Origin of the sequence: Nocardia sp. A7 (genome assembly GCF_046549215.1) — a bacterium.
Lineage (GTDB): Bacteria > Actinomycetota > Actinomycetes > Mycobacteriales > Mycobacteriaceae > Nocardia.
Map to the genome: position 1 here is coordinate 97,252 of NZ_JAJPWE010000005.1, position 22,199 is coordinate 119,450.

Annotated in this window: 26 protein-coding genes and 1 pseudogene; 19 read left to right on the forward strand and 8 right to left on the reverse strand. The window is 66.5% G+C overall.

The window, feature by feature from the left end; translation table 11 throughout:
* Positions 1 to 8: 8 nt before the first annotated feature.
* Positions 9 to 1,001 (reverse strand): LysR family transcriptional regulator, encoded by a 993-nt coding sequence (locus tag ACLJPD_RS25865; protein WP_410875548.1) that lies wholly within the window; start codon positions 999 to 1,001, stop codon positions 9 to 11.
* A gap of 7 nt (positions 1,002 to 1,008) precedes the next feature.
* Complete coding sequence (locus ACLJPD_RS25870) at positions 1,009 to 1,617, reverse strand: YdcF family protein (protein ID WP_410875550.1); 609 nt, start codon at positions 1,615 to 1,617, stop codon at positions 1,009 to 1,011.
* Between the two features lie 140 nt (positions 1,618 to 1,757).
* On the opposite strand from ACLJPD_RS25870, the gene ACLJPD_RS25875 reads away from it, so the two are divergent.
* Positions 1,758 to 2,765: a YeiH family protein gene (locus ACLJPD_RS25875; protein WP_410875552.1), complete on the forward strand. Its 1,008-nt coding sequence runs from the start codon at positions 1,758 to 1,760 to the stop codon at positions 2,763 to 2,765.
* A gap of 7 nt (positions 2,766 to 2,772) precedes the next feature.
* Here ACLJPD_RS25875 and ACLJPD_RS25880 read toward each other — a convergent pair whose 3' ends face one another.
* Positions 2,773 to 3,075, reverse strand: a complete 303-nt coding sequence (locus ACLJPD_RS25880; protein ID WP_410875554.1) for a hypothetical protein — start codon at positions 3,073 to 3,075, stop codon at positions 2,773 to 2,775.
* 226 nt (positions 3,076 to 3,301) lie between these two features.
* Between ACLJPD_RS25880 and ACLJPD_RS25885 the strand changes: the two genes are divergently transcribed.
* The 4 genes from ACLJPD_RS25885 to ACLJPD_RS25900 all read left to right on the forward strand — a co-directional run bounded on the left by ACLJPD_RS25885 (position 3,302) and on the right by ACLJPD_RS25900 (position 5,654).
* Positions 3,302 to 3,646 (forward strand): hypothetical protein, encoded by a 345-nt coding sequence (locus ACLJPD_RS25885; RefSeq protein WP_410875556.1) that lies wholly within the window; start codon positions 3,302 to 3,304, stop codon positions 3,644 to 3,646.
* 8 nt (positions 3,647 to 3,654) lie between these two features.
* Positions 3,655 to 4,098 carry a MerR family transcriptional regulator gene (locus tag ACLJPD_RS25890; RefSeq protein WP_410875558.1) on the forward strand — a complete coding sequence of 148 codons (444 nt, stop codon included), beginning with the start codon at positions 3,655 to 3,657 and terminating at the stop codon, positions 4,096 to 4,098.
* 320 nt (positions 4,099 to 4,418) lie between these two features.
* On the forward strand, positions 4,419 to 4,754 hold the full coding sequence (locus tag ACLJPD_RS25895) for a YnfA family protein (protein WP_410875560.1): 336 nt from the start codon (positions 4,419 to 4,421) through the stop codon (positions 4,752 to 4,754).
* A gap of 174 nt (positions 4,755 to 4,928) precedes the next feature.
* The gene (locus ACLJPD_RS25900) at positions 4,929 to 5,654 is read left to right on the forward strand and encodes an HAD family hydrolase (protein ID WP_410876312.1); all 726 of its coding nucleotides are present in this window, start codon (positions 4,929 to 4,931) and stop codon (positions 5,652 to 5,654) included.
* On the opposite strand, the gene ACLJPD_RS25905 is transcribed toward ACLJPD_RS25900, so the two are convergent.
* A complete protein-coding gene (locus ACLJPD_RS25905; RefSeq protein WP_410875562.1) occupies positions 5,641 to 6,972 on the reverse strand; it encodes a helix-turn-helix domain-containing protein in 1,332 nt (443 codons plus the stop codon). The genes ACLJPD_RS25900 and ACLJPD_RS25905 overlap by 14 nt on opposite strands.
* Positions 6,973 to 7,274: 302 nt before the next feature.
* Here ACLJPD_RS25905 and ACLJPD_RS25910 point away from each other — a divergent pair, with 302 nt between their 5' ends.
* The 6 genes and pseudogenes from ACLJPD_RS25910 to ACLJPD_RS25935 all read left to right on the forward strand — a co-directional run.
* Positions 7,275 to 7,490 carry a hypothetical protein gene (locus ACLJPD_RS25910; RefSeq protein WP_410875564.1) on the forward strand — a complete coding sequence of 72 codons (216 nt, stop codon included), beginning with the start codon at positions 7,275 to 7,277 and terminating at the stop codon, positions 7,488 to 7,490.
* Positions 7,487 to 7,678, forward strand: coding sequence for a hypothetical protein (locus tag ACLJPD_RS25915; RefSeq protein ID WP_410875566.1), 192 nt, complete (start codon positions 7,487 to 7,489; stop codon positions 7,676 to 7,678). The genes ACLJPD_RS25910 and ACLJPD_RS25915 overlap by 4 nt, the downstream gene beginning before the upstream one ends.
* Positions 7,675 to 8,355 (forward strand): B3/4 domain-containing protein, encoded by a 681-nt coding sequence (locus tag ACLJPD_RS25920; RefSeq protein ID WP_410875568.1) that lies wholly within the window; start codon positions 7,675 to 7,677, stop codon positions 8,353 to 8,355. Before ACLJPD_RS25915 ends, ACLJPD_RS25920 begins: the two co-directional genes overlap by 4 nt.
* Positions 8,356 to 8,599: 244 nt before the next feature.
* Positions 8,600 to 9,079, forward strand: coding sequence for a class I SAM-dependent methyltransferase (locus ACLJPD_RS25925; RefSeq protein ID WP_410875569.1), 480 nt, complete (start codon positions 8,600 to 8,602; stop codon positions 9,077 to 9,079).
* A gap of 4 nt (positions 9,080 to 9,083) precedes the next feature.
* The gene (locus ACLJPD_RS25930; protein ID WP_410875570.1) at positions 9,084 to 9,578 is read left to right on the forward strand and encodes a DNA-directed RNA polymerase subunit beta; all 495 of its coding nucleotides are present in this window, start codon (positions 9,084 to 9,086) and stop codon (positions 9,576 to 9,578) included.
* 961 nt (positions 9,579 to 10,539) lie between these two features.
* Positions 10,540 to 10,888 (forward strand): annotated as a pseudogene (locus ACLJPD_RS25935) (transcriptional regulator); the annotation flags it as partial.
* 386 nt (positions 10,889 to 11,274) lie between these two features.
* Here the strand turns inward: ACLJPD_RS25935 and ACLJPD_RS25940 are convergent.
* Genes ACLJPD_RS25940 through ACLJPD_RS25950 form a run of 3 tightly spaced genes read right to left on the reverse strand, consistent with a single transcriptional unit; the run spans position 11,275 to position 12,983 of the window.
* Entirely contained in the window at positions 11,275 to 12,198 is a 924-nt protein-coding gene (locus tag ACLJPD_RS25940) for an ADP-ribosylglycohydrolase family protein (protein WP_410875571.1), read from the reverse strand.
* Positions 12,199 to 12,253: 55 nt separating this feature from the next.
* Complete coding sequence (locus ACLJPD_RS25945; RefSeq protein WP_410875573.1) at positions 12,254 to 12,463, reverse strand: hypothetical protein; 210 nt, start codon at positions 12,461 to 12,463, stop codon at positions 12,254 to 12,256.
* Positions 12,464 to 12,482: 19 nt separating this feature from the next.
* Complete coding sequence (locus ACLJPD_RS25950; RefSeq protein WP_410875575.1) at positions 12,483 to 12,983, reverse strand: hypothetical protein; 501 nt, start codon at positions 12,981 to 12,983, stop codon at positions 12,483 to 12,485.
* A 106-nt stretch (positions 12,984 to 13,089) separates the two neighbouring features.
* Between ACLJPD_RS25950 and ACLJPD_RS25955 the strand changes: the two genes are divergently transcribed.
* Positions 13,090 to 13,614, forward strand: a complete 525-nt coding sequence (locus tag ACLJPD_RS25955; protein WP_410875576.1) for a DinB family protein — start codon at positions 13,090 to 13,092, stop codon at positions 13,612 to 13,614.
* A 1-nt stretch (position 13,615) separates the two neighbouring features.
* Here the strand turns inward: ACLJPD_RS25955 and ACLJPD_RS25960 are convergent, their stop codons facing one another.
* Positions 13,616 to 14,266 (reverse strand): HAD family hydrolase, encoded by a 651-nt coding sequence (locus ACLJPD_RS25960; protein WP_410875578.1) that lies wholly within the window; start codon positions 14,264 to 14,266, stop codon positions 13,616 to 13,618.
* Positions 14,267 to 14,426: 160 nt separating this feature from the next.
* Between ACLJPD_RS25960 and ACLJPD_RS25965 the strand changes: the two genes are divergently transcribed.
* The 7 genes from ACLJPD_RS25965 to ACLJPD_RS25995 all read left to right on the forward strand — a co-directional run bounded on the left by ACLJPD_RS25965 (position 14,427) and on the right by ACLJPD_RS25995 (position 22,149).
* Complete coding sequence (locus tag ACLJPD_RS25965; protein WP_410875580.1) at positions 14,427 to 15,098, forward strand: PaaI family thioesterase; 672 nt, start codon at positions 14,427 to 14,429, stop codon at positions 15,096 to 15,098.
* Positions 15,099 to 15,284: 186 nt separating this feature from the next.
* Complete coding sequence (locus tag ACLJPD_RS25970) at positions 15,285 to 16,061, forward strand: GntR family transcriptional regulator (RefSeq protein WP_410875582.1); 777 nt, start codon at positions 15,285 to 15,287, stop codon at positions 16,059 to 16,061.
* Positions 16,061 to 16,288, forward strand: a complete 228-nt coding sequence (locus tag ACLJPD_RS25975) for a ferredoxin family protein (protein WP_410875583.1) — start codon at positions 16,061 to 16,063, stop codon at positions 16,286 to 16,288. The genes ACLJPD_RS25970 and ACLJPD_RS25975 overlap by 1 nt, the downstream gene beginning before the upstream one ends.
* Positions 16,289 to 16,305: 17 nt before the next feature.
* On the forward strand, positions 16,306 to 17,736 hold the full coding sequence (locus ACLJPD_RS25980) for an ABC transporter substrate-binding protein (RefSeq protein WP_410875585.1): 1,431 nt from the start codon (positions 16,306 to 16,308) through the stop codon (positions 17,734 to 17,736).
* Positions 17,733 to 18,671, forward strand: a complete 939-nt coding sequence (locus ACLJPD_RS25985) for an ABC transporter permease (protein ID WP_410875586.1) — start codon at positions 17,733 to 17,735, stop codon at positions 18,669 to 18,671. Before ACLJPD_RS25980 ends, ACLJPD_RS25985 begins: the two co-directional genes overlap by 4 nt.
* Complete coding sequence (locus ACLJPD_RS25990) at positions 18,671 to 19,414, forward strand: ABC transporter ATP-binding protein (RefSeq protein ID WP_410875588.1); 744 nt, start codon at positions 18,671 to 18,673, stop codon at positions 19,412 to 19,414. Before ACLJPD_RS25985 ends, ACLJPD_RS25990 begins: the two co-directional genes overlap by 1 nt.
* Positions 19,411 to 22,149 (forward strand): fumarate reductase/succinate dehydrogenase flavoprotein subunit, encoded by a 2,739-nt coding sequence (locus ACLJPD_RS25995; protein WP_410875589.1) that lies wholly within the window; start codon positions 19,411 to 19,413, stop codon positions 22,147 to 22,149. Before ACLJPD_RS25990 ends, ACLJPD_RS25995 begins: the two co-directional genes overlap by 4 nt.
* Positions 22,150 to 22,199: the final 50 nt, after the last annotated feature.

The window sequence follows — 22,199 nt, forward strand, 5'->3', positions numbered from 1 at the left end:
CCCGGGTCCTACCCCAGTTCCTCGCTCTGCGGTGAAACCTCGACCTGTGACGATGCGACCTCCGCCGGGAGTCCCCCCACTGCCCCGCGCGCGATTTCGAGGCGCGAGGCCCGGTCGACGAGCAGTTCGCCCGGGCCCGACGGTGGGGTGTTCCGGCGCCATATCGCGCGGAATTTGCGAGTCAGACGGGCGGAATCAGCCGAGGGAACCTCCACCAGGGTGCCGGTGTCGAGGTCCGGGGCGGCGATCAATCGGCTCAGGACCGCGGGGGCCATGCCGGTTCTGGCCGCGGCGACGATCGCGCCGGTCGAGCCGAGTTCGGCGGCGGGGCCGGCGGGCGGGGCGGCGGTGGCCAGTAGGTCCCACACGGTCTCGCGGGTGCCGGAGCCGGGTTCGCGCCACAACAGGGCGGTGCCTGCCAGTTCTTTCAGCGTGACCGGGGACTTCCGTTGCGCCCATGGATGATTCGGTGCCACGACGACGACGAGGTCGTCGGCGCCCAGTATGCGGCTGCCGAGCCCGGCCGGAGGATGTGGGCCTTCGACGAAGCCGAGATCGGCGGTGCCCTCGCGCACGAGACCCGCGACCTGTGTCGAGTTCTCGACTTCGAGGGAGATCACGACTTCGGGGTGATCGGTGCGCAGGGCGGCGAGCCAGTGCGGAATGCGATGGTCGGCAATGGTTTTGGAGGCCGCGATCCGCAGACGTGGGGCCTGGGCCGCGCGGAGTCGGGCGACGTCGTCCACGAGCTCGTGCACCGCGGCGAGGACTGTGCGGGCGTGGGCCACGACGGCGCGGCCCGCGTCGGTGAGTTCGGAGCCGGTCGGGCCGCGGTCGAGCAGCTTCACGTGCAGGCGGCGTTCCAGCGCGCTGATCCGCATACTGGCGGCGGGCTGGCTGACTCCGTGCCTGCGGGCGGCCGCGCCGAGGCTGCCCTGCTCGGACACCGACACCAGGAGAGCGAGGACCTCCAGGTCGGGCGTTCCAGGTGGCAGGGTCATCCGCTGATTATGGGTGATCGGCGGATTCAGGCGCCGTCCGCGCGGGTGGGCGGATCTTTTTGGCGATGCCGTAGAGGGCGAACACCGGTTTGAGTGGCATCCATTCGCCGAAACGATAGTCCTGGCCGCGCACCAACCGGGCGGCCAGGTCCGGTCGCTGCTGGGCGAGATACCGTCGCGCCGTCTCGGCGTGCGTGGGCAACGACACTATCTTGATCCGGTCGACATCGCGCAGGAACGGGATCGCGAAAGCGATGTTCTCCCAGGTGGATCTGCTCGACTCCTCGAGCACGAGTTCACCGTGGTAGCCACCGGTTTCCCTGGCGTAGCGTGCCATCAGCGAGGCCTCGGTCCGCGGACCCGCGCACGCACCACCGCACAGCACAAGCCGCGTCCGGGGCGCCGCGGAATCAACCGAGCGCAGACCGGCCCGCACCCGCCACCTGTTCATGGCATTGGCGCGCGGCCCCGCATCGCGATATCCCAGGACGACGATCGCCTCCGAACCGACCGCCCCCGGTCCCACACACCTGCGTGAGGCGCGCCAATTCGCCCATTCGCCCCACATCAGCGCGCCGAGACCGGCGGCGATGGTGAGCCGAGTCCGTTTCCGCACATCCCCAGCAAACCACGGATCCGCGCAGCTTTCCTGCCCGCGGCTACACCCGGTGCAGCGCAGCCGACATAAGCCTGGCTTATGTCCACCCGTTGAATCGGCCTCTACCTGGGAATCCGCCGCGCAGCGAGGGTGGTGAGGTGAACCGCGTACGTGCTCTCGCTCCCGGCCTGGCCCTCGCCGCGCTCCTGGCCGGACTCGCCACGCCCTTCGGCAAGGCGTTGCCGATGGTCGGCGTACCAGTGCTGGCATTGGGTGCGGGCGCTGTGGCCGGGACGGTGCTCAGGCGCAGCCCGAGCGCGAGCACGATATTCGACCCGGGCCTCGATATCGCACGGCAACGGTTGCTCGGACTGGCGATCGTGCTGCTCGGCCTCGGCTTGCCGCTCGGGTCCGTCATGGCTGTGGGGCGCCAGACGGCGGTGGTGCTGCTCGGGACGCTGCTCGTGGGCGGTGTGGCGGCGTTCTTCGTCGGACGGATGCTGGCGGTGGACAAGGAGTCGGCGACCCTGATCGCCGTGGGCACGACGATCTGCGGTGCGTCCGCGATCGCCGCCGCCACCGCGGTCCTGCGACCCGACAAGCAACGCGTCGCCTACGCCCTCGGCACCATCTTCATCTTCAATGTGGCTGCCGTGCTGGTATATCCGCCGCTCGGTCGCGCTCTCGGTTTGTCGCAGGAGGCGTTCGGACTGTGGGCGGGCACCGCGATCAACGACACCTCGTCGGTCCTGGCCGCGGGCGTCATCTTCGGTGCGGGCGCCGCACACTTCGCGGTGATCGTGAAAATGGTCCGCAGCCTCGCCATCATCCCGCTCTGCGTCGGCTTGCACGTCGGCCGCCGCCACCTCATCGACGAGCACGGCAGGCCCCAGACTTCCCCTCGCCAGGCAGTCCCCCTCTTCGTGCTCCTGTTCCTGGCCGCCTCCGTCATCGCGGGCCTCGACATCCTCCCCACCAGCCTGACCGACCCCCTCACCACCACCAGCAGCTGGCTGATCGCCGCCGTCCTGGCCGCCATCGGCACCTCCCTGAGCCCCGCGCGCCTGCGCACCGCAGGCACCCGCCCCCTCCTCCTCGGCGGCACCCTCGGCCTGATCCTCGGCACCACCAGCCTCGGCCTGATGTATCTGACCGGGTGGTGCTGAAAACGACCTACCGCGGCGCCCGCTCGATGCGCAGCCCGAATCGGGAAGCGGCGAGACCGAGCACCGACCCTGCGACGGTGGGCATCACGACGACCCCGACCCACAACCACCAGGTCGGCCACATCTTCATCGCCATCTCCCCGAAGACGTCGTCGACAGCGTCCGGTTCATAACTCGCGTAGTAACAACTCACTGAATTCGGCCCGATCAGCCACCACGCCGCGAGAACCCCCAAAGCCGCCAGACCACAACCGAATCCGAACACCGTTGCAGCAATGACGGTCGACTTCACCGATTCTGTGTGCGCCATGGTGACAGTACACACGACTCGGCGACTACGCCGAGCTGTCACCGTGGCCTGCTGCGAGCGGCCCGTACCGCAACACCTACGCCGACTGGTCCGAGGCCGACACCACCGACGACGAGTTCGAACACACCGGTTGGGAACCTGACACCGGCTACGAAGTCGACTTGTAGCTGAGCGCTCTACCGCGCGACTTGCATCCTGTACCTAGGTACAGGCTTACCGTGGACGCATGGCGATCTCACCAGCTCAGGGCGACTGGGTGTCGGACGCGTGCACCCTGCCCACCGTGGAACAACCTCTCCGGGTCGCTGAGTTCGACCGGTTCTTCGCCGAGTCGGTCCACAGCTCGACCCGCATCGGTCCGACGCGCCTGGACCTACATCTGACCGCCGATGCCGAAGCTGTCGGCCGCGATCTCGCGTCACGCGAATCGAGCTGCTGCTCATTCTTCACCTTCGACTTCGACACCACCGACGACGGTTTGGTGATGCAGGTCGGTGTACCAGCGGCCTACGTCGAAGTACTCGACGCGTTCGCCGCCCGCACCGAAACCACGAACGGGCCACGGCGATGACAGCCGGAATGCGCACCAGCGAGCTCGCCGCCGCTGCCGGTGTGAACGCGCAGACGCTTCGCTATTACGAACGCCGTGGGTTGCTGGCCGAGCCGGACCGTTCCCTGGGCGGGCATCGTCTGTACTCCGAGCAAGCCGTCACCGTGTTGCGGGTGATCAAGGCCGCCCAGCGGCTCGGGTTCACCCTCGATGAAGTCGCGGAGTTGCTGGCAGCAACCCAGTTCGGCAAGCGGCGTCGCGCCGAGGCCGGGTTGCAGGCCCGTGCGGCGGAGAAACTGGCCGAGGTCGACACGAAGCTCGCCGAGCTGACCGCAGTGCGCGACACGTTGCGCGCCGCACTCGCCGCGGGCTGTGACGACTTGCTCGTGTGCAGCGAAATCCCTACCTGCCCAGTTTCTTTCGACCCCGGTGTCCACGACTCGAGTACCGGAGGTAGCGGCTGTGGCTGCTGAACCGAACACGAAGGCACCGCGATGGTGGGCGCCGATCGGCGCGGGAGCCCTGTTGTGCGTGGGGTGTTGCTTTGCCCCGATCTTGATCGCAGCCGGAATTCTCGGCGGCGGCACTGTACTGGTCAGCGTGTCGTGGCTCAAGCCGCTCGGCTTCGCACTTATCGGGATCGGGGTAGTTGGATTGGCCTGGTCCCGCGCACGTTGCAGCGAATGCGCTACCGCAGGCACAGACGACGACGCGAAGTCATCGTGTGCGGGCTCGGGGTGCGGGTGCTCGACCACCGTCACGACACCTTGAACTGGACATTTAGGCTCTGCCCATGACCGTGGTGCGCTCGATCCTGCTGTTCGTCCTGGCAGCTATCGCCGAGATCGGCGGGGCTTGGCTGATCTGGCAAGGAGTGCGTGAACATCGCGGCTGGGCCTGGATCGGTGCCGGTGTGATCGCCCTGGGCGTCTACGGGTTCGTCGCGACGTTGCAGCCCGACGCCAACTTCGGACGCATCCTCGCCGCCTACGGCGGAGTGTTCGTCGCCGGATCGCTACTGTGGGGAATGGCGCTGGACGGGTTCCGCCCCGACCGGTGGGACGTGATCGGCGCGGTGATCTGCCTGGTCGGAGTCGCGATCATCATATACGCGCCACGCCCCGCTTGACCGGTCTATTGCGTGATCTACTGCCGCCGCTCTTTGGCTTTGGAGGCGCTAGACCTCCTGGTAGTTCCTCATCAGTCTGGTCACATAGGCACCGGCCTTGGAGCAGCTGCGAGTACCCCTCAGTGATTGGGTGCGCACTGCGGGAGACAACACGGTCTGCAAGAATCCGTGAGCATGGGTGAGACACATGCGGGACTCGTTGTCTGGGATGTCGACGGAACACTGATCCCCGCGGATTTGCGCTGGCTACGGCGGGCCGTGGCCAGCACATACGGCCTTGAGGAGTCCGCCGTCGTTTTCCCCACTTCGCGCGTGCATGGCTACACCGACGAATCGATCGTCATCGACACCGCCATCGCCTCGGGGGTCACCGAAGAGGTGGCAGAAAAAGGATTCAGCCGCTACCCGGACGTACTGATGGACGTCATGTCAAACGGTGAGGCCGAACTTGCCCGCGACCAGGCCGCATACCCCGGTGCTGCTCGCACCATCACAGCCTTGGCAGAACACGGGTTCGTTCAGACCGCGCTCACCGGAAACCTGCGGGTCTCAGCCGAATTCAAACTTTCGGTCGCGGGCCTCGATACACACCTCGACCTGGACATCGGCGCTTTCGGCTCGGATGCGCGAGACAGGTTCGACCTGCCCGCCTTCGTTGCCGACCGATTCCGGGCAAGGTTCGGGTACCCGCTCGACCCCGCACGAACGGTCATCATCGGCGATGCGCCGAACGACATCGCGACCGCTCGCCATGCGGGATTCGGTGTTGTCGCCGTAGCGCACCGACTGACATCTGAAGAGTTGTCGGAGCATTCACCCGATGCGATTGTCGACCGACTGGAGCCCGATGCGGTTTTGCAGGCGATCCGCGTAGCTATGGGGTCGATCAATAGCCGTTGATGCTGTCGACCCGTTCTCGCATCGCGAGGACCGGCCGCTCATCGTGCCAGGGAGCCATCCGTTCGATAGCTCTTTGCGCGCGTTCGAGTCCGCGATGGTTGCCCATGGTCGCCAGCGCGTTGTATGTGTCGCCGAGAATTCGGCAGCCCTCTTCCAGTTCGCCGGACAGTGCGTAGGCGCTGGCGAGGTCTACCCGCGCGGCGAGATCGACGTTGGGGCTGTCCCCTTCGGGCGTGGTTAACGCTTCGGTGAGTGCCGCAATCGCGCGCTTCGGTTGGCCGAGGAGGAGTTGGCACGTGCCGACATAGACCTGAATGCGGGTGGTGTTCCAGTCGCTGAACAACCCCGCACGATCGTTGTCTTCGATGTCCTCGGCAGCACGCTGGGCACGAACTAGCGCTTCCTCGCATTCTTCCCGCAGTTCCAGCACCGCATAGGCTTGCGCTTGCTCAGCTCCGATCCTCGCTCGCGCGGCGGGTGGCAGAAAGTCGGAGACGTTGGCGGCCTCCTTCAGTATTCGGAGCCCGATAACCACATCACCATCCGAGCTGATCAACGTTGCAGCATCGGACCGCAGGTTGCTCTCGAATATGCGTGCGATCCCACCCATCGTCTTGTCTTGCAACTGGTCTGCGAGCTTTCGGGCGAATGCGCAGTGCGTGAGAGCCATCGACCTGTCACCGATGGCGCTCCAAACCCGGCTCGCCACAACCGATGTTTCCCCTAGAAGCGCGCCCGCGCGCTGCTTGCTGCGATCGTCGGTCGCAGCGCGGAACAGGGCGGCTACCGCGTCTCGATGAGCTTCGATCGGCCCGATCAGAGCATCAGGGGCGATACTCTGACGCTGGCCAGCCAGAAGATCGGTGACGGCCGCAAAACTCCCGAGGGACCTCTCCGATACAGCGCGCGATCGCATCAGCGATGTGGCCGAACCGGAATCGAACGCTCGGTCCGAACCCAACTCGGTAGAGACGAGGACCGGCAATCGAGCCGAGCCTGCCGAATCGGAGTCCGACTCGGCCGCAACGGGATCCGATCGTCGACGAGATTGGTGTCTAAGGCTTTTCGCTTCGGCGCGGATGGCAACGAGGTCACCGTTCGCGCCGACTGCGGTGTCAATCGCGGCGATCAGTTCCTGAGACGGCAGATTGGCGTCTTCCCATTCCGTCATTGAGACGTACTGACGTGTGTAGCCCGTCGCGGTGGCCAGTCCTCGCTGACTGAGGCCCGCATCAAGGCGTCGGCGTTTGATCTCCCGCGCAAGGTGATTCGCGATGTCGCCCGGCGTCCGCTCGGATTCGGTCGTCGGATCTGTCATGAGTGCCCCTCTGCTTGCGGGTCGGTTCGGGCCTACCGCGAAGGTATGGCAAATCGCGTGCCACACGATTTGCCACCTTTCCGACCAGTGTAGGTAGCCCGTTTCCTGGATGTGGGTAACGGGACGACCCGGCCCGGATCGAGCGGAGACCGAACGATGGCAACCACTGTTCGACGCGGCGTTCCCCCAGCGGACGCGGCACCAGCCCGCCCCACCGATGGGGCTCCCATAAGGCCGACCGACGACCGGACTCGTGAGGCCGCCGTCGCCGAGAATCCTCGCCAGATCGCCGAGGTGACCCGATGACAACCAGCCTGGCAGCCGATGTTCTCGCCATCCTCCGACCCGGTGGACTACTCACCGCCGACACGATCGCGCGCAACCTCAACGCGCCGAGGTGGCGTGTGGTGCGCATCTTGCACGCCTTGCGTGACAACGGCGACGCTTTCCGCAACCGGCGTGCGGAGTGGCAGATCACGGCTGGACAGCGCCGCCCGGCACGTCAGGCCGCGCGATGACTGACCTCATCCCCGTCACTCTCGAACACACCTTTGCCGACCTCACCCGGGCACTCGACGCCATGCGCAAAGCCGGTTTCATCACCACCACGCCCGCCACGCCTACAGGCGATGCGACCGGGCAGCGCGATCAACGAGTAATCAACCCCCGCAACGCATTTCATCCAATTGACGAGGAGACGAAATGAAGTCGTTCAGCATCGATCATCGGGTCAGCGATCTCGGCATCCAAGCCATTGCGTTCGTCGTTCCCGGCATCACCGTGCCAACAGAGACCAGCCCCGCGCTCAATCACGAAATCGAGACCTCGGAGAAGTCCATACTCGCCGCGACCGACCCGAAGACTCTCAAGACCGAACCCGAGTTCAAAGCCTTCCGGGCAGTACACGCCCAGGTCGGCAAGGCCGCGAAAAGCGAAATCGCCGCACCGGAAACACTGTTGCGGTTGCTGCACCGCGCCGGACGGTTGCCCCGCATCAACCCGCTCGTCGACACCTACAACCTGGTCTCGGCAGAAACCCGGTTCGCTTTCGGCGCACACGATCTGGCATCGATCGCCGGTGGTGTGCGGTTGGCGATGACGACCGGACATGAACGATTCGTGCCCCTCGGTGCGACCGACCCGGTACCGGTGCCCGCCGGGGAGTACGCCTACCTCGATCACGACGACGTGCTGTGCCGACTCGAGGTCCGCCAGTGCGAGAAGTCCAAAGCAACCCCGCAGACCAGCGACGCCCTGTTCATCATCCATGCAGGCCCCGGCCGCGACCGCGCCGACCTCACCACCGCCAGAGACCGACTCGCAGCCCTGTTGACCGAACACCTCGGCGCACAGCCACCGATCGATCTCGAGGCCCAGGCATGAGTACCGAATACGACACCACACCGACCGCAGATCCGGGAATCGAAGCGCGCGAAGCCCACTGGGACCGCCGCGCGAACGGGTTCGACACCGATTTCACCCAAGCCCCCGTGCGCGAACAGGTGTTGGACCAGATATCGCGGCAGTTGCCCACCGAGCCCTGTACCGCACTGGACGCGGGGATCGGCAGCGGCCGGACCATGGCACGGCTGATCCAGGGGCTACACCCCGAGTCCGACATCGTCGGTTGCACCTCTCACCAGCGATGCTGCACCAAGCCAGGCTCCACGCACCCCACAAAGCGCGCGGGTCGCTCTCGTTCGTCTACGCCGACCTATGTGCCTTGCCGTTCGATGACGGCGGGTTCGACCTGGTCGTGTTGACGTTCACCCTCCACCACGTACCACCCACCCAACAGTTGGCGGTGCTGCGGGAAATGCGGCGCGTGCTCGGCGACGACGGCATGTTGATCCTGGCCGACCAGATCCAACCCGACCCGCCCCTGTCGGTCGAGGCGATGCGCGCGGCAGTGGCCAAAACCTTTTACCCGCACCTGCCCCACACCGAAGCGGTTGGGCTGCTCTCCACCTACGGCGAATGGCCGCTCACCGTCGGTGAGCTCACCGACCTACTCGAGGTCGCCGGTTTCGGGTGCGAAGTCACCGACATCCACCGCATCGTCGCTATCGCCACCGCGACCCCCGGCCGCCCATCCCCTGAGGGATAGTGCGATGGCGTACGCGAAAAGCCCTGATTCCATGCAGGATTCGCCGCTTTCACGCAGCATGTTCTACCGGCGAATCTGTAGCCTGCCGACGTTCGTGGACACGGTGACAGGGCAGATCATGATGATGGCCGGATCGACCGGCGCGATCATGATGCCGACCGACCTCGCCCAACGAGTCAAGGTCGAGTTGCACCGCCGCAACATCGGACCGAGCCCGATCATCGGCCACCCCCGCGCGCGAGCATGGTCCTATCTCATCCGCACTATCGACATGCGCCCGATCGGTGACCCCGCCGCGCTCGCCGAGCTCTGGCGTGCGCACGTGGTCGTGGTCCGCGACGGCAACATCGTGTTGCCGACCCCGAGCCCAGACCACCACGCCCACCGAACGTGGATAGTCCCCGCGACCACACCCTTCCGACCATCCGGGACCACGATCCTGGCCTGCGTGCGCCACGTCCTGGACGCAGCCAAGCCTCGCTCCCATGGCCCCTATTGACCTCGCCCGGAAGGACACCGACAGTGCCACACCCGAATACCGATCCATGTGCGCGGTCGCCGTGTCCCGACGAGCCTGATATCCACCTGACCATTCAATTCACGAGTGTCCGAATGGATTTCGCTGCGTGCCTGACTGCCGCGCTGGTGTTCGTCCAAGACATGGCCGCCCGCCGACCCTGCACCGTCGCAGTCGATTCGGGTCACTGTGTCGGACTGCCGCGACTTCCCAATGAACGACTATTTTTACTGCCCTGACCTGCGCAATCAGCAGGCCTCTACTTCCTCGGTCAGTTCTGCTTCCGGTCGGCACTGAGATTGCCGCGGCCGTGGACTCGCCTGGTCGCGGCCGTCGCGGTCTGCGCGACCATTCCGATCGGTGTGGTGTGGGTCGCGTGGGTTCAACTGGCCGCGCTCATCGCCGTCGCTTACGGTGCGGTGTTGATCGATGACTTCATCACGGTCCGTTCGGGATATCGAGGGTCCTACCTCGAAGAGAATCGCCGACCAAGCAAATCCTCGCAAAATTGACTTCCCGTCGCTGCAGTGGGGAACCCAATGCCGTGTTGCGGCACAGGCTGACACTAGGTCATGTTGCGGAGGTCGCCGCGATGCTCACCGGGTACCAGCGGCACACCCCGGCCTGATCGCACCACACCGATCACGACCCGAACTTCGACACTGGCCGTTACGACAGTCCGGCTGAGACTGGCCGCAGAACTGCAATCAACCGACGCAGCGAGGCGATCGGGCACGTGACTACGTCCCAGAACACGCGCCCGCCTCGCCGCACGAATACAGCGGCTGCCGCACCCCTTCGGGGCTTGCCACGGAGCAGCCCGGCGAGGCTTCGAGCCGAGCTGATCTGTCTACGAGCCGTGATCGGTCGCGCGCACCGGCGAGTGAGAAACACTGCGGATTGCAGCAATTCCGCAGGTCAGATAGTATGAACTAATACGACACTGATCGGGGTGAGCATCGAATACTACGTGCGTATGGAACGCGGCAACCTCGTCGGCGCCTCCAACAGCGTGCTCGACAACCTCGCCCACGCCGTGCAACTCGATGACGCCGAACGCACCCACCTGTTCGACCTCGCCCGAGCAGCAGCCCCGACACCGGCCAGACAACGCCGCCCCACACCCACCGCCGGAGTCACCACGTCCATCCAGCAGATACTCGACGCCATCACCGATGCCCCGCCTGTGTCCGCAACGCACGCCACGACATGCTCGCCGCCAACGGTTGGCGAATGCCCTCTACGCACCGATGCTCACCGAGGACCGTCGCCCGGCCAACGCCGCCCGCTTCTACCTCCCGGCACAGCTCCGGCAGCGACGAGCGGGCGCGTCGCGCTCATCCACTTTTCCCGGCCCGGCGAAAACTACCCGGCTGAAATATTCACGCCCCCAAGATAACTCGCACCCTGCTCGACGCTAGCGATCTCGCCGGAAGGACAATTCACCCGTTCCTCACCTACGCGGACGGCACAGGAAACGTCTTCGACGACTACGCCGACCTGTACCCGAACGCGACCATCGCCGAACGGCTCGCGATCCGAGGCGAAGAAGCGACGGAAGCCGGTAAGCGAGTGAGATTGGGTAACGGCGACAGGAGTGCCACCACGATGACCAGCGCTCAAGCCCGCTGACCCCGGCGTGCGCGCACGCGTTGCGATCCCACGACGAGGACTGCCACTACCGCTCGCTTCCCGGCAATCGCCCGAATGCCCAGGCGGGCAGAGGTTCGCGCGCAGCGAGCCACTCCCGCGGAATTCCATGGGTCGCTCCGCGGTCTCCGATGCCGGTGTGGGCGGCCACGATTCCGCCGACGATCGCAGCCGTGGTGTCGACGTCACCACCGGCTTCTACACAAGCGGTGATTGCACCGGGATAGTCCTCGAGGAAGGTGGCGGCTACCCACAGGGTGAAAGGCACCGTGTCCTGAGCGCTGACCCGTGCGCCGTTGCCGAGTTCATAGGCAGCTTCGGCCGCCGTTCGGCCGAGCAGCTTCCGAGCGCGACGAACGCCTTCCGCGGTGCGTCCATCGACTAGATACGGCTCGACGGTCAGCAATAATTCATCTGGCGCGCAACACTTTCCACGCGTCGCGCCGGCATATGCGGCGGCGACCGCCACTACCATCGCGCCCACGATCGCTTCCGGGTGCCGGTGAGTGGTCTCGGCGGACAGTGCCGCCTGCGCCGCGGCCCGATCCGGGTTTCCAGCGAAATGCGCGCCGAGCGGCGCCACCCGCATCGCGGCCCCGTTCCCCCACGATCCACGCCCGCCGAAAACAGCACCCGCCGCCTCAGCCCACGGACGCCCGTCCCGAATCTCGTGCAGCACAACAACGGTGCCGGGCCCGTAGCCCCGGTACGGTTCGCATCGCTGAGCGAACGCGTCCGCGAGAAGATCACGATCCACGCTGCCCCGGTCATGAATTTCCGCGTATACCGAACACGCCATTTCGGTGTCGTCGGTCCATGGCCATGGCGCGGACGGTGGTCGCCCGGCGAGTAGATCAGGAACGGAGCTGCCGGGAACGAAGAACTGCGCCCCCAGCGCGTCGCCAACAGATAGGCCTTGGAGACTGTCGAAAGCAGGATCGGAATTCAGCATGCTGGACGCAATCATTGCCCACCAACACTAACGTCGCAATACGATCTCCGGTCGGCTACACCAGCTCGACCTCGTCGAATCCGACAGTCAGCTTGTGTCGGCGCTCGCGCAGGACATTCCCCTCGCGATGCACAGTGCCCTCGCCGAATTCGATTCGTAATTCCGCCCGACGCGCGTCGATCTCTCGGACAACCCCACAGATGTCACTGAACGGACCCGCCGGAAAATAGACGACATCGCCCGGTCCGTATTCGGTGAACCCCACGGCGACACTGTAAGCCACGTCAGGGGGTGTCGACGCCGTCCGAGCCTTCGAATTCGAGGTCGAAGTCGTTGAGGAGTTCGTCGGCGCGGGAGAGGGCTCGGTCGAGTTCGGCGGTGACGGAGTCCACCAGGCAGATGCCGTCGAGCATGTCGGAGAGTTCGGTGTGCAGGGCGTGGAGTTCGGCGATGTCGGGGTCGATGGTGGTCCAGGCGACGGTGTCGGACCACCAGGTGTCGCGTTGGATCCAGGACCAGACGATGTCGCGGACCAGGAGGGCGTCGGTGGTGAACAGCTGGCGGTGCTCGGTGCCGGTGGTGTGCTCGAGTTCGTAGGTGCCGTCGTCGAGGTAGCGCGCCTGGATGCTGTCGGTGGGGGTGCGCGTGAGTAGCAGGAAGGGGTGTTCGGGGGCCGGATCGGTGGCTGCCGCGCCCGGTTTCGCGGGGTCGACGGGGTGCGGAGCGTCGAAGCCGTCACCGACGTGGACTACGACTTCGGGCTGGTCGCCGCGCTGGTCACCCATCGGGCCAGTGTGCCGGATCGGCGAGTGCCGCCGACAGCCGGACGGATGAATCGGTGACGCGTAAATCCAGCTGCGCCACACCACTACGGCAGGTAGCCTCGCACCGATGACGTGGAAGGCACCCGAAATCGAGCCGAAGCGAACCCTGGTGGGCGCGGATGAACGGCCGATGCTGCAGTCCTGGTTGGACTTTCATCGTCAGACCCTGCTCGGCAAATGCGGTGGACTCGATGGCGAACAGCTGGCCACGCACTCGGTGGAGCCGTCGTCGTTGTCGCTGCTCGGGCTCGTACGACATCTCACCGAGGTGGAGCGGGGCTGGTTCCGGGTGTCGGCGGCGGGCGAGGACATCGAACCGGTCTACGGCACCGAGGACGAGCCCGACGCTGACTTCGACGACCTCGCGGCACTGCCCGCCGAGGAGGTCTTCGCCGCCTTCCACGCCGAGGTCGACGCCTGTGACGCCACCGTCGCGGGACTGTCGCTCGACCACGTGTTCCACGTACCGTGGCGCAGCGACGACTACACCCTGCGCTGGGTGTATCTGCACATGATCGAGGAATACGCCCGCCACAACGGCCACGCCGACCTGCTGCGTGAGCGCATCGACGGCGTGACCGGCAGCTTCTGACTCAGCCGGTGATCACCTCTGCGGTGAGCTGGTCGAGATCGTCGATGACGACGTCGGCCAGCGCGAGGGCATCGGGGCCCGGTGGGAACTCCGGACGCGGTGCCGCGATCAGTCGCATCCCCGCGCGGTGCGCGGAGGTCAGCCCGTTGGTCGAATCCTCTACGGCTGTGCAGTCTTTCGGATCCACGCCGAGGCGCTGCGCGACGGTCAGATAGACATCGGGTGCCGGTTTGCCGCGGCCGACCTCCTCGGTGGACAGCACCACGCTGAAATGGTCGAGCAGCCCTGACTTGGCGAGCACCAGATCGATCAGCGTGGCAGGCGAAGAGCTGGCCAGGCCGAGTTTCCAGGAACCCGCGCACCGCCGCACCGCGTCGACCGCGCCGGGCAACAGCGGAACGTGGTGCGCGTATCTGTCGGCCATCAGATCGATGACATCGGCGGCCACCTTGGCGGCGGGCTCGGCCACACCCAGCTCGTCGGACAGGTACGACGACCACTCGACGGTGTTCATCCCCATCATCTTCTTCTGCGAATCCGGTTGCCACCGACCATCTTTGAGAACCACGTACTCGTGCCTGACCTGTTCCCAGATGGGTTCGGAATCGATCAGCACGCCGTCCATGTCGAACACAACCGCCGCGATACCCATGCGCCCAGCCTTTCGCCGCTCACCCGGAAACGGCACCACCGGCGGTGCGCCGACCCTCCGGAACCTTGGAGACCTAGTCGGTGATCGCCTTCGAGCCTAGTGGACCTGACACCGATCCCCGACGCGAACATCCCAGCTCGGCAGCGATAACGTGTTGCATATGGACGATACACAGGTCGGCAGCTCGCTCCCGGACGAGAAGCATCACGAAGGCGGATTCCGGCCGGTTGCCGAGCTGATCCAGGCGCGCAAGGACCGCGGCGCCGACACGGTAGACGGAGCTCACTACGGCGAACTGATCGAACAGGTCCGCCGGCTGATGGACCGGACGCGGTTGGTTAACCCGTCCGACGAGCTCGCCAAGGAGGCCATCGCCACCCTCGAGCAGCTCAATGCCCGCCTCGACACCGCGGTGGTGGACGAATGGTCCTCGCCCAGCTGGACCCGCACCGACCTGCCCGCGCGCGGCAACATCACGCTGCCGCCGTACACGGTGGTCAGCGGTGATCGCGACGGCGTCACCGCGAAGGTCACCTTCCGCACCTTCCACCTGGGTGGCAACAACGCCGCCCACGGCGGGCACATCGCACTCGCCTTCGACGACATCATCGGCATGACCGCCGCGCTGGCCACCAAGTCGGTGACCCGCACGGCTTCGCTGACCCTGGACTACCGATCGATCACCCCGCTCAATCGCGAGCTCACGGTGCGCGCGTGGACCGAACGCGTCGAGGGCCGCAAGGTGTATCTACGGGCGACGCTGCACAACGACGACAAGCTGTGTGCCGAGGCGAAGGGGCTGTTCATCGTGCTCAACCCCGGCCAACCCTGACCGCGCCGACATTGCGATCGACGTGATCGCAATGTCGGCCGCCCGGCCCGAGGTGGCGCAATAGCGGTTTCCGCGGGGATATCCGCAGGTCGCGTGAACTGCCACCCGGCGTAGAAACATCCCCTGATTTCTGGCCGGAATCGCGACGGGCCGAGTGCCGCGCAATCGCCGCTATCGTCGCTGTTCATGCAGGTCAGCGAGAGAACAGGGGCTCCAGAGCCCACCCCGATCCGCGGTCAGCGCGCCGATCGAGCGCGCCGGGTGGCCGATATCCTGCGCCACCAGATCCTGGCGGGCGCCGTGCAGGGCACCGTGCCCGGCGAGCAGGAACTCGCCGCCGAGCACGGGACATCCCGCAATACCGTGCGCGAAGCGCTCGCGCTGCTGCGCGACGAGGGGCTCATCGATCGCGCCCCGAAGCTCGGCACCCGGGTCGCCGCCCGCAAGTTCGACCACGGCCTCGATGCCCTGCTCGGCCTGCAGGAGACGCTCAAAGGGCACGGCACCGTTCGCAACGAGGTCCGGGCCGCCACCACCATCACCGCTCCCCCGGCCGTCGCGCGTCGACTCGAGCTGTCCACGGGCGACAAGGTCGTCTACATCGAGCGCCTGCGGTTTCTCGCCGATCTGCCGCTGAGCCTGGACCTCACCTATCTCGCGCCCGATATCGGCACCGAGCTGCTCACCCACGATCTCGAGACCACCGACGTGTTCGTACTGCTCGAACAGATCACCGGCCAGTCGCTGGGCGCCGCCGACCTCGCGCTGGAAGCCGTCGCGGCCGACCCACACACCGCGACCACCCTGGATGCCCCCGCCGGTGCGCCACTGCTGATGCTCGAACGCCTGACCCACCTCGAGGACGGCCGCCCCGTCGACCTCGAATACATCCGCATGCGCGGTGACCGCATCACCATGCGCGGCCACCTCACCCGCAGCACCCCTGAATGGAAGGTCCTGTAATGGCACTGGTCCCCCAACGCGCCGATGTTCCGGTGACGATCGACGAATCGCTGTGCATCACCGGCTGCACCCTCTGCGTCGACATGTGTCCCCTCGATTCCCTTGCCATCCAAGATGATTCGGGCAAGGCCTACATGCACGTCGACGAGTGCTGGTACTGCGGGCCGTGCGCGGCGCGCTGCCCCACCGGTGCCGTCACCGTCAACATGCCCTATCTGCTCCGCTGAACCCGGGAATCCCACGCATGAAGATCACTCGATTCGCCCCTGTCGCACTGGCTCTCGCGTTGACCGCGGCCGGCTGCTCGCTCGAAAGTACCGACGCCGCACCGGCGGGCACGGTCAAGGTCGTCATCGGTTACCAGTCCAAGACCATCAATACCGTCACCGCGGGCACGCTGCTGAAAGCGCAGGGCTACCTGGAGCAGCGGCTACAGCGGATCACCGACGGTGGTGGCGCGAAGTACCAGGTGGAGTGGCAGGACTACGACACCGGCGCGCCGATCACCGCCCAGATGGTGGCCGAGAAGATCGACATCGGTTCGATGGGCGACTATCCGTTGCTGATCAACGGATCTCGCACGCAGGCCAACGAACGCGCGCGGACCGAGCTGGTATCGATCACCGGTTACAACCCCAAGGGCGCGCTGAACATGGTTGTGGTGCCGAATGATTCACCGGCCCGCTCGCTCACCGACCTCGCAGGCCAGAAGATCTCGGCCAGTGTGGGTTCGGCCGGGCACGGCACATTGGTGCAGGCGCTCAGCCGGGCCGGGATCGACCCGGCCAAGGGTGTGGAGGTGCTCAATCAGCAGCCGCAGGTGGGGGCCACCGCATTGGAATCGCATCAGGTGAGCGCACTGTCGCAGTTCGTGGCGTGGCCGGGGCTGCTGGTGCAGCAGAACAAGGCCAAGCTGCTCTATGACGGCGCCGAGCTGAATGTGCCGACTTTCCACGGGGTGGTCGCTCGTCGTGCATACGCGGCCGATCATCCCGAGGTGTTGCAGGCGTTCTTGGCCGCGCAGCTGGACGCGACCGCGTTCCTCAACGAGAAGCCTTTCGAGGCAGCCGATCTCGTCGCCAAGGGGTCGGGGCTGCCGCGCGAGGTCGTGTATCTCTACAACGGTCCGGGTGGTACCAGTTTCGACACCACGCTCAAGGCGAACCTGATCGCGGCATTCAAGGATGACGTGAACTACCTGAAGTCGATCGGAGATTTCGCCGAGCTCGACATCGACGCGTTCGTCCAGGACGGCCCGCTGCGCAAGGCCTTCGCGGAGAACGGCCGCGCTGACTACGACGCCGCGCTGGCATCGGGGGTCAATCCGAGCAAGGTGACCGGTACCGATCCGATCTGCGCTGTGCCCGTGAGTGATCCGGCACTGGCCGGCGAGATCTGGGTCGACGGTGCCGACAAGCCGCAGCCCGCCGCGAACCCCGGCTGCTTGTTGCGGGCGGTGCAGGCGGCGAAAGCGGCGGGCAAGACGGTTCGCGCGGTGTATGTCCCCGACGCCGAGCTGGGTACTCGCTGGTTCGCCGACAAGGCCATCTGGCTGCGCGAGGGCACGCAGTACCTGCCGTTCACCACACAGGCAGCGGCCGACCGTTACCGCGCGACCCATCCCGCCGCCGCACCGGTCTCCTATGAGCAGGCCGTCACGGAAGTCCGCGGATGAGCACGCTTTCCAATCAGGCCGTCCCACTCGGGACGGACAGCGTCGACGCGGCCGAATTGCGCGCTGCCACCTCCGTTCCGACGAAAGACGCCAGCGCACCAGGCATCTCGAGCAGCTCGCATGCCGATGCCACTGCCCTTCACGCTGACGACGTGTCCTCCAGGTCGGTCTGGGTATCGCGAACGATCCGAGTCGCCTCGGTGGCGGCCGCCATCGGACTGTGGCAGTTGCTCACCGCGGGCAATGTGCGCGCCGGGCTGCGGTTCGACACCCTGCCGACGGTCACCGAGATCGTCGCCGAGTTCGGTGAACATCTCGGGACCGGTCAGTACTACCTGGATGTGGCGCAGTCGCTGGTCCGGATCGTCACCGGGTTCGGCCTGGCCGCGGTCGTCGGTGTGCTGGCCGGCATCGGGCTCGGTCGGTCGCGACTGCTGGCCGATGTGTTCGGATCGCTGGCCGAGCTGATCCGGCCGATTCCGGCGATCGCGCTGGTGCCGGTCGCGATCCTGCTGTTCCCCAGTGACGAATCCGGCATCGTGTTCATCACTTTCACCGCCTCGCTGTTCCCGGTGCTGGTGAGCACCCGACACGCGACGCGGGCGCTGCCGACCATCTGGGAGGACGCGATCCGCACGCTGGGCGCATCCCGGCGCGAGGTGCTGACCAGGGTCGTCGTGCCCGGCATCCTGCCCGGGGTGTTCAGCGGGCTGTCGGTCGGAATGGGCGTGGCCTGGATCTGCCTGATCTCGGCGGAGATGATCTCCGGGCGCCTCGGCATCGGCTACCGCACCTGGCAGTCCTACACCATCGTCGACTACCCGGCCGTGTTCGTCGGGATGATCACCATCGGTGTGCTCGGTTTCCTCACCTCCGGAATCGTCGAACTGGCAGGCCGTCGGGTAACCCGCTGGCTGCCGCGAGAGGTTGCCTGATGACCACGACCACCGCCGCGCCCGCCGTTTCGGTCGGCATGCGCTTGGACCTCGAATCCGTGCGGATCAGTTACGGCCGCAAAACCGTTGTGCACGACCTCGATCTGACGGTCGCGGCCGGTGAGATCCTGGTCCTGGTCGGCAAGTCCGGCTGCGGCAAGTCGACCCTGCTGCGCGCGATCGCCGGCTTGCGCAAGCCCGCCGCCGGGGTGATCCGCGCCGATGAGGACGCCGTCACCGGTCCGTCGGCCGATCGCGCGCTCGTGTTCCAGGACGACGCACTGCTGCCGTGGCGTACTGCTCGCGCCAATATCGATCTGGCGCTGCGCCTGCGGGGAGTGTCGCGCAGCGACCGTGCCGCACGTTCGCAGCGCTGGCTCGACGAGGTCGGGCTCAGCGGCTACGCCGACTATCTGCCGCGCGATCTGTCCGGCGGGATGCGTCAACGGGTGCAGCTCGCCCGCAGCCTGGCCGGTTCGCCGCGTGCGGTGCTCATGGACGAGCCGTTCGGCGCACTCGACAGCCAGACCCGTGCGGAGATGCAGCGCCTGCTGGTCGACACCTGGCGCGCGCACCCGACCACGATAGTTTTCGTCACCCACGACCTCGACGAAGCCCTGCTGCTCGGCGACCGGATCGCCGTGCTCGGCGCGGGTTCGCTGCGCGCGGTCGTCGAGGTACCCGAGCCGCGCGAACCGGTCGACCGGCAAGCGCTGCGGGCCCGAATCCTGGAGTCTCTGTGAACATTCCCGAACTGTCCGACCGCATCCGGCTCGACTGCGATGTGCTCGTCATCGGCGGCGGCACCGCGGGCACCATGGCCGCGCTCACCGCCGCCGAGTCCGGCGCGAACGTGCTGCTGCTGGAGAAGGCGCATGTGCGGCATTCCGGTGCGCTGGCCATGGGCATGGACGGCGTGAACAATGCCGTCATTCCCGGTAAGGCCGAGCCCGAGGACTACGTCGCCGAGATCACTCGCGCCAACGACGGCATCGTCGACCAGCGCACCGTGTATCAAACCGCCACAAGGGGTTTCGCGATGGTGCAACGCCTCGAACGGTACGGGGTGAAGTTCGAGAAGGACGAATACGGCGAGTACGCGGTGCGCCGGGTGCACCGGTCGGGGTCGTATGTGCTGCCGATGCCCGAGGGCAAAGATGTGAAGAAGGCGCTGTATCGCGTGCTGCGGCAACGGAAGATGCGCGAGAAGATCCGCATCGAGAACCGGCTGATGCCGGTGCGGGTGCTCACCGCCGACGGTCGGGCGGTCGGCGCGGCCGCATTGAACACGCGCACCGGCGAATTCGTCGAGGTGGCCGCGAAAGCGGTGATCCTGGCGACGGGGCCGTGCGGTCGGCTCGGGCTGCCCGCGTCGGGCTATCTCTACGGCACCTATGAGAACCCCACCAACGCCGGTGACGGTTATTCGATGGCGTATCACGCCGGTGCGGAGCTCTCCGGGATCGAGTGCTTCCAGATCAATCCGCTGATCAAGGATTACAACGGGCCGGCCTGCGCCTACGTCGCCAATCCGTTCGGTGGCTATCAGGTCAATGCCCAGGGGGAACGTTTCGTCGACTCCGACTACTGGTCGGGGCAGATGATGGCCGAGGTGAAGCAGGAGATCGAATCCGCGCGCGGGCCCATCTATCTCAAGGTGTCGCACCTGCCGGACGAGACGCTGTCGACGCTCGAGTCGATTCTGCACACCACCGAGCGGCCGACACGCGGAACCTTCCACGCCAATCGCGGGCACGACTACCGCACGCACGACATCGAGATGCACATCTCCGAAATCGGTTTGTGCGGTGGACATTCCGCGTCGGGCGTGTGGGTGGATGAGAACGCGCGAACTACGGTCCCCGGCCTGTACGCGGCGGGTGACCTGGCGTGCGTGCCACACAACTACATGATCGGCGCGTTCGTCTACGGCGATCTGGCCGGCGCGCACGCGGCCTCGACGCTGGCCCAGCTCGACGCACCGGCCGACCTGCCCGAGGATCAGCTCGCCGACGCCCACGAACTGATCTACCGGCCGTTGCGCCAGCCCGAAGGCCCACCGCAGCCACAGGTCGAATACAAGCTGCGCCGCTTCGTGAACGACTATGTGGCGCCCCCGAAAACGGCGGCCAAGCTCTCGATCGCCGTCGAGACCTTCGAGCGGATGCGCGCCGAGGTCGATGGCATCGGCGCGCAGACCCCGCACGAACTGATGCGTGCGGTCGAGGTGCAGTTCATTCGGGATTGCGCCGAAATGGCCTCGCGCAGTTCGCTGACCCGCACCGAGTCACGGTGGGGTCTCTATCACGATCGCGCCGATCTGCCCGAGCGCGACGACGAGTCGTGGAACTTCCATCTGAACCTGCGCAAGACCGTCGGCGGCGAGATGGAATTCGTCAAGCGCTCGGTGGCGCCGTATCTGGTGCCGGTGCCCGGTCTCGACGATGTGCCCTCGGCCGAGCCGATCGTCGAAGTGATCGCCCAGCCCGCACTGGTCGGGACTCGGGCGCCACAGCGCGAGGCCCCCGTTCGCAACGAGGTCGCGCCGGTATCACCGTCTTCGCCTCGGCTGGTAACCCTGCTCGCACTGGATTCCCCTGTGGTCGAGGACCTTTCGAGCTACCTGACCGATCCCGATCCGGTGGTGCGGGTCGCGGCCCTGTCGGTGCTCACCGAGAACACCCCCGACGGATTCGCCGAGGAATTGGTGCGGGCGCTGGGCGATGAGGCTGCCTCGGTGCGCCGAGCGGCGACCGAGAGTCTGCGGGAACTGGTCGAGGTGCTCGCGGGAGCCGGTGCGTTGGGCGAGCATCTGCGCTCCCCTGATCCCCTGGTTCGCGCGACCGTCATCGATCTGCTTCGTGCGCTGCGGGCCGGCTCGGCACCGGATTTCCGTGCAGCACTGGGCGATACCGATCATCGAGTCAGGATCGAGGCGGTGCGAGCACTGGTCTCTCTCGACGATGCCGACGCGGTGTCCTCGATCGCGGGCGATGTCAACCGTGAGGTCCGCATCGCGGTCGCGCACGGGCTCGCCTCGATCGGTGACGGCGGTGTCGAGGTGATCCGCGTGCTCGCCGGCGATCCTGATCCGCTGGTCCGTGCTGCCGCGCTCAGTGCGTTTGCCGCGCTGGGCACCGCGGACGAGGACGTCGCCGAACTCGGTGCGGCACTACGACATTCCGCCTGGCAGGTGCGCGTCGGTGCGGCACGCGGGCTGGCGGGTTCCACCCCGGAGGCGGGCGTGGTGCCGTTGGGTGAGGCGCTCGCCGACCGGCACCTCGATGTGCGCAAGGCGGCGGTCCTGGCCCTGTCCACCTGGCCGAGCAGTGCCGCCGCCCTCGACGCGCTCGAGTCGGCGATCGCCGATCCCGACGCCGACGTCCGCGCCTATGCCCGCCGCGCGGTGACCGCCGCGGGTCGCAGCCCGGTCGACGCTGTCCGTGCCGACGCGGCGCTGACCGAGGCCAGGGTGTGATCAGCAACTCGTCGGGGCGCTGCCGCAACGCGGATGCGGCGCTGTGTCAC

Bases quoted from the DNA above. Each gene is read 5' to 3' on its own strand.
- ACLJPD_RS25915 (WP_410875566.1), top strand. From the start codon at position 7,487: ATGACTGACCTCATCCCCGTCACTCTCGAACACACCTTTGCCGACCTC.
- ACLJPD_RS25905 (WP_410875562.1), bottom strand. From the start codon at position 6,972: ATGACAGATCCGACGACCGAATCCGAGCGGACGCCGGGCGACATCGCG.
- ACLJPD_RS25930 (WP_410875570.1), top strand. From the start codon at position 9,084: ATGGCGTACGCGAAAAGCCCTGATTCCATGCAGGATTCGCCGCTTTCA.
- ACLJPD_RS25960 (WP_410875578.1), bottom strand. From the start codon at position 14,266: ATGGGTATCGCGGCGGTTGTGTTCGACATGGACGGCGTGCTGATCGAT.
- ACLJPD_RS25990 (WP_410875588.1), top strand. From the start codon at position 18,671: ATGACCACGACCACCGCCGCGCCCGCCGTTTCGGTCGGCATGCGCTTG.
- ACLJPD_RS25970 (WP_410875582.1), top strand. From the start codon at position 15,285: ATGCAGGTCAGCGAGAGAACAGGGGCTCCAGAGCCCACCCCGATCCGC.
- ACLJPD_RS25980 (WP_410875585.1), top strand. From the start codon at position 16,306: ATGAAGATCACTCGATTCGCCCCTGTCGCACTGGCTCTCGCGTTGACC.
- ACLJPD_RS25965 (WP_410875580.1), top strand. From the start codon at position 14,427: ATGGACGATACACAGGTCGGCAGCTCGCTCCCGGACGAGAAGCATCAC.
- ACLJPD_RS25895 (WP_410875560.1), top strand. From the start codon at position 4,419: ATGACCGTGGTGCGCTCGATCCTGCTGTTCGTCCTGGCAGCTATCGCC.
- ACLJPD_RS25940 (WP_410875571.1), bottom strand. From the start codon at position 12,198: ATGCTGAATTCCGATCCTGCTTTCGACAGTCTCCAAGGCCTATCTGTT.
- ACLJPD_RS25910 (WP_410875564.1), top strand. From the start codon at position 7,275: ATGACAACCAGCCTGGCAGCCGATGTTCTCGCCATCCTCCGACCCGGT.
- ACLJPD_RS25920 (WP_410875568.1), top strand. From the start codon at position 7,675: ATGAAGTCGTTCAGCATCGATCATCGGGTCAGCGATCTCGGCATCCAA.
- ACLJPD_RS25975 (WP_410875583.1), top strand. From the start codon at position 16,061: ATGGCACTGGTCCCCCAACGCGCCGATGTTCCGGTGACGATCGACGAA.
- ACLJPD_RS25885 (WP_410875556.1), top strand. From the start codon at position 3,302: ATGGCGATCTCACCAGCTCAGGGCGACTGGGTGTCGGACGCGTGCACC.
- ACLJPD_RS25955 (WP_410875576.1), top strand. From the start codon at position 13,090: ATGACGTGGAAGGCACCCGAAATCGAGCCGAAGCGAACCCTGGTGGGC.
- ACLJPD_RS25865 (WP_410875548.1), bottom strand. From the start codon at position 1,001: ATGACCCTGCCACCTGGAACGCCCGACCTGGAGGTCCTCGCTCTCCTG.
- ACLJPD_RS25950 (WP_410875575.1), bottom strand. From the start codon at position 12,983: ATGGGTGACCAGCGCGGCGACCAGCCCGAAGTCGTAGTCCACGTCGGT.
- ACLJPD_RS25985 (WP_410875586.1), top strand. From the start codon at position 17,733: ATGAGCACGCTTTCCAATCAGGCCGTCCCACTCGGGACGGACAGCGTC.
- ACLJPD_RS25890 (WP_410875558.1), top strand. From the start codon at position 3,655: ATGCGCACCAGCGAGCTCGCCGCCGCTGCCGGTGTGAACGCGCAGACG.
- ACLJPD_RS25880 (WP_410875554.1), bottom strand. From the start codon at position 3,075: ATGGCGCACACAGAATCGGTGAAGTCGACCGTCATTGCTGCAACGGTG.
- ACLJPD_RS25900 (WP_410876312.1), top strand. From the start codon at position 4,929: ATGGGTGAGACACATGCGGGACTCGTTGTCTGGGATGTCGACGGAACA.